Below are 11,732 nucleotides of genomic sequence, written 5' to 3' on the forward strand. Positions count from 1 at the left end.
TTAAATTTAGAAAGAACCCTGACGCCGCTAGAATTTATAGCTGTATCCCAACCTAAAAACCTGCGTTTCATAGTAATCAGTACTGATTATCCGGAATCCATTGCCTATAATTTCTTTTTTAGGTTTGAGCGTATTGAACAGATCTGTACCGTTTAAAAATATTTCTCCTTTTCCTTTCTGAACTTGTTTTTTAAATCCCATATCAATCGAAAATCTTGATCCTATTTTTCCTTGTGGGATGATGTCTGGAGCTAGATAAACTGCAGTAATTTGCAAATCTGCCTTCCGGGGTAATTTAAATAAGCCATTAAATTTGCTATTCCAGGAATGGATACTTGTTTTTTCCATACTATAGATAGTGGGCACCGGATATCTGTTAAGCACTGTAAAGGCATCAATGGTATTTTTATATAAAGCTGCACTGGCATTAAATGAAAACCATGTTGCTAATTGCTGTTGGAATGATAGTTCAGTACCGTAATTTCTGCTATTACCTGCATTTTGAAAGATATTATAAATCAAATTGCTACCTGGAACTGTTGTAGCTATTCTTGTTATTGTTGCTTTGGTTAGTTTGTTGTACCCGGCTATGTAAAAACTCCCTGCTGACCAACTTAACTTATAGCCTAGTTCTATATTTTTACTAAACTGCGGACGGAGCGTTGGGTTCCCTACCTTAATTACCTCTGGTTCATCGTATTTAGGAAAAATTCGGATATCAACTTCGTTTGGTCTGTCTACTCTTTCGTTATAGAACAAGGCAATCTTATTCTTATCGTTTAGTTTGTAACCAAACCTTAGATTTGGGAATGGCCTGGTGTAATCATAGCCATCGCTTTTGTAAGTATTGTGGTTGGGGTTTACATCGTAGTTTACTTTAACGTATTCCATCCTGAGTCCGGCCTCCAATTCAAAATTGTTGTTTTCAAATGTATAATTGCCGTAAACTGCTGGAATGGTCTCTTTGTAATCTGCAAATCCGCCTGCATTGACATCTAATGGCGAGTTGATGCCTGGAAAAAACTGCATGTTAACAGGTATGGTTCGCCTCCTGAACTTGATCCCGCCTTCTATCCTTCCGTGCTTAAGCGGCTTGGTATAGTCAACATTAAGGTCTGACACATGTTCGTCTGAAAGTAGTTTAAAAGAATCTTTACCGGTATATGTGGGCATTATATTGGTAAAGAAATACTGTTCATCTTCCCGGTGAAAGGTATAGTTAAAGCTGGCATTGAGCAGATGCCCGGGTTGTTTAAATTTATGCTGATACAATGCCGCAGCTGTAGCTGTATATTTAACCTCATCTTCCAAAAATTGCCACAGACGACTTCTCACACTAAAATCAGCATTGAAATACGGAATGTCTCCCCTATCCAGAATCTTTTCCCGGTTTAGATAGACGGAAGCTGTAAAGGAATTTTGATCATCTGGGTTCCAGTCGGCACCGGTTTTAACTGTGGAGAAGGTAGTAGTCCGGTTTCTTTTAACTTGCTGATTGATCACCGTACCATCATCATAAATACGTTGTGCAAAATCATTTCTATTGAGCGTTTGCGTGTAAAGCCAATCGGCCTGAAGAAAGGTATTTACTTTGGCTTTTCTATAGTTAACAGATAAAGAGGGATTTAATTTTGGTGTAGCCTGGTATTGCGGCCTGATATCGGGCAGATTCTCTTTGCGAATCCACAAGGCGCCTAATCCACCTGTTAATCCAATTTTACCGTTAAAGCCTTCTTGCTTATTTTTCTTATAAATGATATTGATGATGCCAGCGTTACCGTTTGCATCGTATTTAGCTGAGGGGTTATTGATGATCTCTATACTTTCAATAGAGGAGGCAGGAATATTATCTAGTCCGGTTTGGCTACCAAATCCGGTTACGGCATTTTGCTTCCCATCTATCAGCACCGCAACCTTGTCGTTGCCGCGAAGCTGAACTTTACCATCTTGTACGGTAACTCCTGGAAGGTTTTGCATGGCTTGCAATACGGATCCGCCGGATTGAGCAATATTATTGGAAAGGGTAAAAGTTTTCTTCTCCAACTTGGAGGAGATGCCCTCTGGGGTACTGCCAACGATATTAATTTCTTTAAGCAGCTGCGCATCCTCTTTCAATCGGACAATTCCGAGATCTAAAAATGGGCTTAAACTTCCTATGGTTATGGCTTGCTTAAAGGTTTCAAACCCCACCATAGAAATCTGTAAAGTGTAATTTCCACTTTTAATTGCGGGTATACTAAACCTGCCTTCGTTGTCAGTTAACGTGCCGACCACAAAAACACTGTCTTTTTGTGTTTTGATGGCAACGTTAGCATAAGGCAGACTACTTTTATGAATATCCTTTACTAAACCGGAAAGCGTAACGGTTGTATTGGTTTGGGCCTGAATAAAGAATGGTAAAAGGGTTAGAAATACTAGGATAATTTTGCGCATAGTTTTACGATATCTGCAAACCTCCATTTCAATTTTGAATAAATTTTGAATCGGGAAATTAAAAGCGATGTAATTTGATTAGGTGGCTATTTAAAGATAACCTTAAAGGTATGGAGGTTATGCAGGTATTCATAGCTAATAGTCCAGCCATATCGTTCGCAAATTTCCCTAACAATAGACAGGCCTAGTCCGCTGCCCGGCGTATGTTTAGAGGTTGATCCAAAACGCTGAAACAATCGAGCTGAATCTAATTCGGTTTCCCCCTGATTTGAAATGCTAAGCTGATTTCCATCAAGCAGAATAACGATTTCAGCATCATTTCCGGTGTGCCTTATGGCATTCATTAACAGATTGGTCAGCATGATATCAACCAGCATTTTATTTCCTTCAATTACTGGTTCTGACACGGCAGTAAGATGAATGGGCTTATCTGCCGCAAAAACAGATAGCGACTTCAGCAAATCCTTAAGAATTGGCAAAACATTAAATGTCTCTTTGTCCATAAATTGCTGGTTATCAATCTTCGCTAACAGCAGTAGATTTTTATTGATCCTTGATATTCTGGATAATGCGTTGTTGGTTTCTTCAATAATGGCAGACTGGTCGTTGGTTAACGAAGGGTCCTGGAGTAAGATGTCTAATTTAGATTGTACGATGGCTAGCGGTGTCTGCAATTCATGCGAAGCATTTTCCGTAAATTCTTTTTGTTGATTGTAAGCAGAGACATTCCCAATAATGAGCTTGTTGATTTCTGCATTCATCTCCTCAAACTCCACAATATTACTTGGTTCAAATGCGATGTTTTTATGATTACTCAAGTCAAACGACCTCATCTTTTCCAATGTTTGGTAAAATGGTTTCCAGAGCCTACCAGAAATGCGCTTATTGAGTTTAATAAAGCCAACCAGCAGGATGATAAAGAATACCACAGTGATTGCTGTAATTCCAAATATGGTTTCATAGCTCTCTTCTACATTTGTTTCTACGGTGATGCTATAAAACCTACCATTCAATTCAAAATAACTAACCAGACCATGGTACCTATCGAATCCCTTATTAGGGATATAGGTGTTTTTACGATAGATGGTATAGTTACTATCTGCAGCAAGTTTTTCTACTTCATGCAAGCGGGTTTCTGGCGTAAGCTGATTCCAGAGCTTGGTAGCCTGGTCCAGTTGAGCATTTGAGAGCTGGAGTGACTTTAAATTCTGTTTTGTAGATTCACTAACGATAAGATTATGTTCGTTTACTTCATGGATCCAAATCCAGTCTACCATTAGAAAATCAACAGGAATACTGGCCAGCAATACCAGCATAGCATATCTGGTATAGGCTTTTAAGGGTTTATCCAGCAGCTTCATATTTCCCATTTGTAGCCATTACCATAAAGCGTTTTTAGGTAATTGCCAGCGTTGGCTTCGGCAAGCTTTTTCTTCAAATTTTTGATGTGTGCGTAGATGAAATCGTGGTTATCCAGCATATCTGCTAAATCGCCGGATAAGTGCTCTGCTAAAGCACTTTTAGAAACTACGCGGTTTTTATTGCCGATAAAGAACAGGAGCATATCAAATTCTGTCTTAGTTAAGACCATTGGTTTGTTATGAACCGTTACGGATTTGGCAAGCAAGTCTACCGTTATTTCATTTTGCTGAATGGTATTGGCATTTGCAAAGTTTCTTCTTCTAATTACAGAATAGACTCTGGCAGCAAGTTCGGGCAAATGAAATGGTTTAGCGAGGTAATCATCTGCACCAAGTTCCAAGCCTCCAATTTTATCTTCCAGCGAGTTTTTTGCCGAAATGATAATCACTCCATCTTGTTTATTTTGAGACTTTAGTTCGGCCAGAAGTTTTAAACCGCTAACCCCAGGAAGCATGATATCCAATAAAATGCAATCGTAATGGTAAGCAGATATTTTTTTAAAGCTTTAGAATAGTTTTCTGCAAGCTCACATAGGTAACTTTGTCCGGAAAGATAACTTACAATACTATTTGCCAATTCAGCTTCATCCTCTACGATTAAAACTTTCATGTCTTAAAACCTGCTGCTAAAACTTAAGGTCATGTTACCTTGTTGGTAAGCAGGATTGATCATTACACTTGATGTTTTACCATGAAAAAGCTTGCGCTTGAGATAAGGATAAACCAGGTAGGTCAGTTTAGTGGAAATGATCCCTACCCCTGCACCTGCAACTACGTCGCTAACCCAGTGCTCGTTGTTATATAAACGAAGTATTCCTGTACCTGTAGCAATAGCATAACCGGCAACACTGAACCAAATAGAACGGTCTTTATATTCCTGATTAAGAAATTCTGCAGTCATAAATACCAGCGTGGTGTGTCCAGAAGGAAACGATTGTCTGTCTGCGCCATTAGGACGAAGTCGGTTGGTTATGATTTTAAGTGACCCTGCACCTGCACTGGCCACAAGAAATGAAGAAGCCAGCATAGCCGTTCTATCTACAATATTATTTTTAGCCTTAACACCCAACAAATCAAGTCCATAAACTGCTACAACAGGGATAAAAGGGGTGTAATTGTCTATCTTAGAAGTAAAGTTTGGATGATCTTCCTGAAGTTCTGCATGGGTGCTGTAATCTAGCCTTCGAAGCACATTGTCGCCGGTCAAACTTAATAAGCCATATCCTACAAAAACCCCGGGAACAATGAAAGGTTTAAAATTTATCTTTGTGTGACTCTTTACAATTCCAGTATCAACAGTAATAAGTGCCGAATTTGCACTTTGCGCTGAACTGTAGGTTGCAAATCCCATGGCAAGAAAGAAAGTAAAGAACTGTTTTAGCATCGGAACAATTTTAGTTTACCAAACCTACAAAGAACTTAATCAAGCGCCCATTTTTTTTCTAACGTTTTGATCAGGCTTTCCTGTGTTCTGATATATTTTTCCTGAGAACGAATCAGTTTATCCTTCTTTTCCAGTACCTCCTTTAAAGCCGACAACTTAAATTTTATCAAATCAACTTTCGTATTTGATAACGCAGCAGGCATTTCAGCAGGTTCGTAATAGGTAAAAAAATTCTTGTTTAGAACATCACTTACATGAACCAATATATCAAGATCAATAGTTTCATTTTGAAAAAAATCTGCATAGGCTACACCTCGTTCCTTTAATAGCTTTGTAAATTGAGCCTGGGAAATCCCCTGGCTCTTCGCCTCTTTCCAGATCAGCATTCCTATGTGTACTCTCATGAGGCATCTTAGTTTAATGCACTAAGATAGATTTGGATTCTGAATAAATTCTGAACTATGTGCTTCGTGTATGAGTTCTCTAATATCGGATTTAGGCTTTTTATGATTTGTTTGGTTGTAGTGTGGCACTTCATGGGCAATTTCTTCTTCCACTTCTTCGATCCCTAAAAACTTATTTTTAAGTGATAAAAATTCATCTCTTAAAGTTGCTCTTAGTCCTTTTGCCTTACCCGCAATTCCTTCACGAACATCTTCTCCCCGCTCAGGAGCTAATAGAACACCAAGTGCAGCTCCAACCGCTAAACCGGCAATTAACGCCACCGCAACTTCTGTATTGTTGTTTTTCTGAGCAAGAATACTTGCCGCTAGTTTTCTAAATTTCATAGCTTTTCTATTTTTTTATAGGAACACCTATAATTTAATTTTGTTTAGAGAAATGAAAAATTTTATGGTAAAAAGCGAATAACAAGCAAACATCCAGCTTCTAACAATTGTCGTATATCCCATTGTAAAAGAGGATGATTCATCTGGTTTTTAATCTGTTTGATGTTTGTTAATAGGCCGGTGAGAGGGAAATCGCCGGTCTTTTTGTATTAATGATATTAAGGTGTTTAAGGTTTAAACGGAATAACTGTTAAAGAAAATGCCAGCCCCTTAGAACTTAAATTGCTATCATGATACCCTATACCTGTTAACGGAATTTTATAAAACGGTTGTACACCTACACTTAGTCTTTGATTTATTTTGTGTTCGAAACTTACTGAAAAATTGGCCACCCCAAATAAATGTTGATTTTTATTATCTATAACAAGTGAAGAAATTTTTGTTCCGGTCTGATCTTGGTTAAGATATTTGTATTTCTCCTTTAACATCAGGTAACTAGAAAGACCTGTATTGATGCTTATAGAAAGATTATTTCTATTTAATACTTTATAATTTACATTTAGAGGTATATCCATAACATCGCAATCAGCATCAACTTCCCATGCCTTATCCGCTTTACCATATAAACCTTTATTGACTCCTGCATAATCATAATATTTCTTGGCGTAGACTACACCAGTTGTTACACTGAATCTTCTTGAAAGGGAATAATTTGCGAGAACACCAAAATTTGAACTCAGCCGCGAGTGCAAGCCTGCACTTACAGTGGAGATATCTGGTGCAGCAATGAGAGTTAGGCTTAATTGACCTTTATTATCGTTATTTGTTAATTTAAACGAAGCTTTTTCTTCTGCATGAATAGCTGTTATGGTTTCTGCATTTTGAAGCGCTGTTGTGATTATATCTGGCGATGTAACTATCGCCGAAGTAGTCACCCCCACCTTATTTACAGCAACTATTTCCTGGACTGGATCAATTGCAATGCTGAAATGTTTAGTTTGACCCTCCGCTAAATGTTTCGCCGAAGGAATAGCTACTGGACTTAAATGTTTTACAACTTTAGTTAGCTCCATTTGATTCTTTTGCTCTTCATGTAATGAAGGCTTAACAATGATCTTAGCAATTTTCGTAATTTTTTTGGATCTTAATTGCCCTGTATCTGATATGGACCAAAGTATAACAACAATCAACGCAGCAGCAACACCGCTAATGGTGTACAACCAAAGTGGAACAATACGCTTTCTTTTTTGGGAATCCAACAGACTTGCCATTTTATCCCAATCCAGCTCATTAAACGGAAGCTGAGGATCGCTTAAGCCCGTTTTAAAAAACTGATCTAATTTATTTTCATTTTTCATTGGTAGGTGTATATTTTCAAAGTCTTTAAGACCCGTATTGTATTCTTATTTCTGATAATGGAGTATCACTTCCTGAACCATTTATATAGTTAAGTTTATCCTGTAGTTTTTGTCGAGCTTTGAATAGGTTTGACTTAGAAGTTCCTACCGAAATATTCAGCATTTCAGCAATCTCTTCGTGAGAATAACCATCTATTACAAACAGATTAAATACGGTTCTGCAAGCTGGCGAAAGTCCCTGAATAAGTTTGAGTAAATCATTATAAGCTAAATGACCATAAACCTCAGGGCTACTCCCTAGTTGCTCATAATCAGCTATATCAATATGATCGCTGAACTTTAGATTGAGCCTGTAATGATCTATAGCAGTATTGGTAATAATCCTTCCAAGCCAACTTTTAAAAGGACGATCAGGATCATATTTATAGATATTTGTAAATATTTTTAGAAATCCGTCATTCAAAACATCTGCGGCATCGTCATCACTCATACCATACCTACGACATATTGCCATGCCGTAACTATAAAATTCTTTATAGAGCAGATATTGACTATTCCTGTCTTTATTAATACATCCCTTAATAATTTCCTGCACTTAAATATTGAGCTTAATTATTGATCATTTTTATTTTGTTACGTGAACCATCTTAAAAAGGTTGCCTTAGTTTGCATAAATATATTTATTAACTATAATATACTATTAATCAATTATTTGATAATAAAAATTACAAAGATTGATTTTTGCCTGGCAACTATTTTTTATCCCTTCCCGTAACCTTATCAATCAACAAATTACCTCATTAAAATCTGATATGAAATGTTACAATCTATGAAAAAGCATCAAATTGTGTATTTAACACTTATCATCGCATACATGATGATGGCCAGTTGCACCAAGAAACAGTCCCAAGAAATTAAGCCCGATGTACCTGTGGTACCAATAACCCCCGTCATAAAGATTACTTATGCAAATTTTGCCGAGAGTCTTTTCCAGAGTAAATGCAGCAGCTGCCATGCATCTGGCAAATCGGATGCTGGTTTTTTTACCTTAAACGGTTATGCCTCTATAAAAGCTAATGCCGAAAGAATTAAACAAGCTGTTCTTGTTTCTAAAAGAATGCCTAAAGCAGGAAGTTTAAGCGCAACAGAATTACAGTCGCTAAGCACTTGGTTTGACAATGGCATGCCTGAAAACTAGTCTATATTATGAAACTTACACTTACCTTATTTTTAATCTGTCTAGTCAACCAATCATTAAAAGCACAGCATATTTTAGTTAGTAAGAATGCAGCAATTTCATTTTACTCCAACACGGTACTTGAGGATATTGAAGCCAAAAGCACAACAGCCAGTTCTGCACTGGATACCAAGACTGGAGAACTAATCTTTAAAGTTAGCAATACATCATTCCAATTTAGAAAGAAGTTGATGCAAGAGCATTTTAACGAGAATTATATGGAATCAGAACGGTATCCTTTATCAGAATTCAAAGGTAAGATTATTGGAGATTGCAACCTGAATATTAATGGAACCTACAATGTAAAGGTTGAAGGAATGTTATTAATCCATGGTGTAAGTAAAAGTTATACAACTGTGGCTGAGTTGATAGTTAACAATGAAAAAATTACTGCGAGTACGATTTTTAGGGTAAGAATTGCCGACCATAAAATTCAGATCCCCTCATTAGTTTTTAAGAACATTGCAGAGTTTGTAGACGTAAAAATAATGGCGCTTTATCAACCAAAAAACCAACAATAATTATATGAACATGAAGAAACTACTAGTCATTATTGCTGTTTTCCCTATTCTAACCTGCTCCTCGCAAACTGATCTTGAAAAAGAAATTGGAACCACAAGCAGTCATGAAAAAGTGATGGGAACTTTTAAATCAACCAAACTTATTAATGGGCATACCAATGAAACTATCTATAAAAATGAATTAGACTTTAAAGTAGATCACAGGTTTGGAGATATTGCCGGCCGTAATGGCGGGATAAGGCAATTCTTCGGGCTTGACAATTCTTCTGATGTGAGGATAGGATTTGAATATGGATTATCCGACAGGTTAACTGTAGGGCTTGCTAGGGCAAAGGGTGCCACTTCTGTGCAACAGCTGTATGAAGGAAGTCTGAAATTTAAACTACTACAGCAAACAGTAGACGATCATTTACCTATTGCTGTAACACTATTTGGGAGTAATACGATAACAGCTGTAAAATCTAATCATGATGATCCGGCATCAGAGACCGCTTACAATAATTTCAACGATAGGATGAACTATGTATTGCAGGTAATTATTGCAAGGAAATTTAATTCCAATTTCTCATTTACAATAATTCCAACTTATATCCACCGAAACTTCACACGATTTAGAGATCAGAACGGTCTCTTTGCGGTTGGAGCAGGTGGCCGCTTTAAATTTAGTAAGCGGATGGCTCTCGTTGTAGACTATTTTCTTCCCTTCAGAAATAAGGATGATCAGAACTATTTGGAAAACATCAGCTTGACAAAATTCTACAATCCGCTTGGAGTTGGTTTAGAAATGGAAACCGGAGGGCATGTGTTTCATATTAATTTTACTAATGCAACTGCTATACAGGAGATTCAGTTTATACCAGAAACTAAAAGTTCATGGCTTAAAGGCCAATACAGATGGGGTTTTAGTATATCCAGAAGATTTTCATTCAACAAAAACAAAAAAGGATAGGAAAAAGCTTTCTGTAGTCCGGATTTTTTGTATTTTCGGTGATCCTATGAAATCTTCTTTTAATTGCCTATACCATCTTGAGAATGGTTCAATATCCATACTTGAGATCAAACAAACCGATATGCCCGATCAGGCTCCCAAGTCGGACACCTATAAATGGCTTTGCGTAGACAAAGCTTCCGGAAAAATTATTCAATTAACATTCAACTCAATGGATGCCTCTGGCGACATTGAGGAACGCTATTTTGAACAGGGGTATTTAAAATTCAATAACGAGACCGGAACATTTATAGAGAAGTTTAATTCTGCCCAGCACCAATTGATTAATGCTGGTAAAGAGAATTTAACACCTGCGATTTATGAATCGATTGAAGGTTTTTTAAAAGCTTATAAAATTTAATCTGTTTGACTATCAGATATTTAATAATTATTTCTTAAAAACATTTGTATATACAAGTCAGGTGTTATACATTTGTCTTGAGAGCGTTAATTTAGACGGGGGAGTTTGGTCTTTTTCTTAAAGATTTTTCCCCCGTTTTTTCTTTTAAAAACCCTACGCTATTATCCTCCAATCTTCTTGAAAATTCTTATTTTTGAAATGTTCATATCGACATCGATACGCAAATGATTATGGAATTTCAATAAGCACCCGGATAATGATAGTAGATTCTTTTGGAAGGGTACATGACTACCTGCGTATATCCCTGACTGATAATTGCAATTTTCGTTGCTTTTATTGCATGCCGGATGAGGAATACGACTTCACCCCTGCCTCCCGCCTGATGCAAAAGGATGAAATTGTTAAGTTGGCTGAGCTTTTTGTAGCACAAGGTGTAAAAAAGATAAGACTTACTGGAGGTGAACCTCTGGTACGTAAGGATGCGGCAGCTATTATTTCTGCGTTAGGGAAACTGCCCGTTGAACTTGTCATTACAACAAATGGCACCCGTATACATGAATTATTGCCTCAACTAATTGAAGCGGGTATAAAAAGCATCAATGTTAGTCTGGATACACTTCAGGCAACGCAATTTTTGCACATTACCCGACGAGATGTTTTTCATCAGGTGCGTAGTAATATTGAATTACTGCTCCAGCATAAAATAGCAGTAAAGATTAATATGGTAGTGATGAAGGGATTAAATGACGGGGAAATTCCAGATTTTATTGCGTGGACAAAGCACAACCCTATTCAGGTTAGATTTATAGAGTTTATGCCCTTTAGCGGCAATAAATGGACCAGCAATAAGATGTGTTCTCTGGAAGAGATTATGGCTATTGTGGAAAAAAACTATGTGGTTTTATCTGTTAAATCTAAACCTCATGATACTGCAAAAAATTTCATGATTCCTGGTCATGATGGCTCTTTTGCGATTATAAGCACAATGACAGCCCCTTTTTGTGATACCTGTAACAGAATGCGCCTAACGGCTGATGGAAAACTAAAAAACTGCCTGTTTTCTGAGAGGGAGACCGACTTGCTTTCTGCATTGAGAAATAAGGAAGATGTACTCCCATTAATTCAGGCTTCTATATGGAGCAAGAAAAAAGAGCTCGGCGGGCAGCTTAATCATAATTTTGAACATGTTGATGCCAGTTCTATAATTAATAGAAGTATGATTACCATTGGAGGATAGTTGG

Annotated in this window: 14 protein-coding genes; 5 read left to right on the top strand and 9 right to left on the bottom strand. The window is 37.2% G+C overall.

All coding sequences use genetic code 11. The features are described 5' to 3' along the window. Window positions 1-27: 27 nt before the first annotated feature. From ACVWYN_RS09900 to ACVWYN_RS09940, 9 genes are all read right to left on the bottom strand, one after another. Entirely contained in the window at window positions 28-2,433 is a 2,406-nt protein-coding gene (locus tag ACVWYN_RS09900) for a TonB-dependent receptor domain-containing protein (protein WP_457288693.1), read from the bottom strand. Between the two features lie 86 nt (window positions 2,434-2,519). After that, window positions 2,520-3,794 carry a sensor histidine kinase gene (locus ACVWYN_RS09905; RefSeq protein WP_457288694.1) on the bottom strand — a complete coding sequence of 425 codons (1,275 nt, stop codon included), beginning with the start codon at window positions 3,792-3,794 and terminating at the stop codon, window positions 2,520-2,522. After that, a complete protein-coding gene (locus ACVWYN_RS09910; RefSeq protein ID WP_457288695.1) occupies window positions 3,791-4,309 on the bottom strand; it encodes a response regulator transcription factor in 519 nt (172 codons plus the stop codon). Before ACVWYN_RS09910 ends, ACVWYN_RS09905 begins: the two co-directional genes overlap by 4 nt. After that, a complete protein-coding gene (locus ACVWYN_RS09915; protein ID WP_457288696.1) occupies window positions 4,285-4,464 on the bottom strand; it encodes a hypothetical protein in 180 nt (59 codons plus the stop codon). Before ACVWYN_RS09915 ends, ACVWYN_RS09910 begins: the two co-directional genes overlap by 25 nt. 3 nt (window positions 4,465-4,467) lie before the next feature. Continuing rightward, window positions 4,468-5,238, bottom strand: coding sequence for a phosphatase PAP2 family protein (locus ACVWYN_RS09920; RefSeq protein WP_457288697.1), 771 nt, complete (start codon window positions 5,236-5,238; stop codon window positions 4,468-4,470). Window positions 5,239-5,273: 35 nt separating this feature from the next. Continuing rightward, the gene (locus ACVWYN_RS09925; protein ID WP_457288698.1) at window positions 5,274-5,642 is read right to left on the bottom strand and encodes a hypothetical protein; all 369 of its coding nucleotides are present in this window, start codon (window positions 5,640-5,642) and stop codon (window positions 5,274-5,276) included. Between the two features lie 21 nt (window positions 5,643-5,663). Beyond that, entirely contained in the window at window positions 5,664-6,026 is a 363-nt protein-coding gene (locus ACVWYN_RS09930; protein ID WP_457288699.1) for a YtxH domain-containing protein, read from the bottom strand. A 227-nt stretch (window positions 6,027-6,253) separates the two neighbouring features. Then, the gene (locus ACVWYN_RS09935) at window positions 6,254-7,384 is read right to left on the bottom strand and encodes a hypothetical protein (protein ID WP_457288700.1); all 1,131 of its coding nucleotides are present in this window, start codon (window positions 7,382-7,384) and stop codon (window positions 6,254-6,256) included. Between the two features lie 25 nt (window positions 7,385-7,409). Continuing rightward, window positions 7,410-7,898: an RNA polymerase sigma factor gene (locus ACVWYN_RS09940; RefSeq protein WP_457288701.1), complete on the bottom strand. Its 489-nt coding sequence runs from the start codon at window positions 7,896-7,898 to the stop codon at window positions 7,410-7,412. A 315-nt stretch (window positions 7,899-8,213) separates the two neighbouring features. Between ACVWYN_RS09940 and ACVWYN_RS09945 the strand changes: the two genes are divergently transcribed. From ACVWYN_RS09945 to moaA, 5 genes are all read left to right on the top strand, one after another. Further along, window positions 8,214-8,582, top strand: coding sequence for a c-type cytochrome (locus ACVWYN_RS09945; protein ID WP_457288702.1), 369 nt, complete (start codon window positions 8,214-8,216; stop codon window positions 8,580-8,582). An 8-nt stretch (window positions 8,583-8,590) separates the two neighbouring features. Beyond that, window positions 8,591-9,142 carry a YceI family protein gene (locus ACVWYN_RS09950; RefSeq protein WP_457288703.1) on the top strand — a complete coding sequence of 184 codons (552 nt, stop codon included), beginning with the start codon at window positions 8,591-8,593 and terminating at the stop codon, window positions 9,140-9,142. A 10-nt stretch (window positions 9,143-9,152) separates the two neighbouring features. Beyond that, complete coding sequence (locus ACVWYN_RS09955) at window positions 9,153-10,091, top strand: DUF5777 family beta-barrel protein (protein ID WP_457288704.1); 939 nt, start codon at window positions 9,153-9,155, stop codon at window positions 10,089-10,091. 46 nt (window positions 10,092-10,137) lie between these two features. Then, entirely contained in the window at window positions 10,138-10,491 is a 354-nt protein-coding gene (locus tag ACVWYN_RS09960; protein ID WP_457288705.1) for a hypothetical protein, read from the top strand. 256 nt (window positions 10,492-10,747) lie between these two features. After that, window positions 10,748-11,728, top strand: a complete 981-nt coding sequence (gene moaA / locus ACVWYN_RS09965) for a GTP 3',8-cyclase MoaA (protein ID WP_457288706.1) — start codon at window positions 10,748-10,750, stop codon at window positions 11,726-11,728. The last annotated feature ends 4 nt before the right edge of the window (window positions 11,729-11,732 follow it).

This window comes from Pedobacter sp. UYP24 (assembly GCF_054057295.1).

Bases quoted from the DNA above. Each gene is read 5' to 3' on its own strand.
- ACVWYN_RS09950 (WP_457288703.1), top strand. From the start codon at position 8,591: ATGAAACTTACACTTACCTTATTTTTAATCTGTCTAGTCAACCAATCA.
- moaA (WP_457288706.1), top strand. From the start codon at position 10,748: ATGATAGTAGATTCTTTTGGAAGGGTACATGACTACCTGCGTATATCC.
- ACVWYN_RS09930 (WP_457288699.1), bottom strand. From the start codon at position 6,026: ATGAAATTTAGAAAACTAGCGGCAAGTATTCTTGCTCAGAAAAACAAC.
- ACVWYN_RS09900 (WP_457288693.1), bottom strand. From the start codon at position 2,433: ATGCGCAAAATTATCCTAGTATTTCTAACCCTTTTACCATTCTTTATT.
- ACVWYN_RS09915 (WP_457288696.1), bottom strand. From the start codon at position 4,464: ATGAAAGTTTTAATCGTAGAGGATGAAGCTGAATTGGCAAATAGTATT.
- ACVWYN_RS09955 (WP_457288704.1), top strand. From the start codon at position 9,153: ATGAAGAAACTACTAGTCATTATTGCTGTTTTCCCTATTCTAACCTGC.
- ACVWYN_RS09920 (WP_457288697.1), bottom strand. From the start codon at position 5,238: ATGCTAAAACAGTTCTTTACTTTCTTTCTTGCCATGGGATTTGCAACC.
- ACVWYN_RS09935 (WP_457288700.1), bottom strand. From the start codon at position 7,384: ATGAAAAATGAAAATAAATTAGATCAGTTTTTTAAAACGGGCTTAAGC.
- ACVWYN_RS09940 (WP_457288701.1), bottom strand. From the start codon at position 7,898: ATGGCAATATGTCGTAGGTATGGTATGAGTGATGACGATGCCGCAGAT.
- ACVWYN_RS09925 (WP_457288698.1), bottom strand. From the start codon at position 5,642: ATGAGAGTACACATAGGAATGCTGATCTGGAAAGAGGCGAAGAGCCAG.
- ACVWYN_RS09910 (WP_457288695.1), bottom strand. From the start codon at position 4,309: ATGCTTCCTGGGGTTAGCGGTTTAAAACTTCTGGCCGAACTAAAGTCT.
- ACVWYN_RS09960 (WP_457288705.1), top strand. From the start codon at position 10,138: ATGAAATCTTCTTTTAATTGCCTATACCATCTTGAGAATGGTTCAATA.
- ACVWYN_RS09905 (WP_457288694.1), bottom strand. From the start codon at position 3,794: ATGAAGCTGCTGGATAAACCCTTAAAAGCCTATACCAGATATGCTATG.
- ACVWYN_RS09945 (WP_457288702.1), top strand. From the start codon at position 8,214: ATGAAAAAGCATCAAATTGTGTATTTAACACTTATCATCGCATACATG.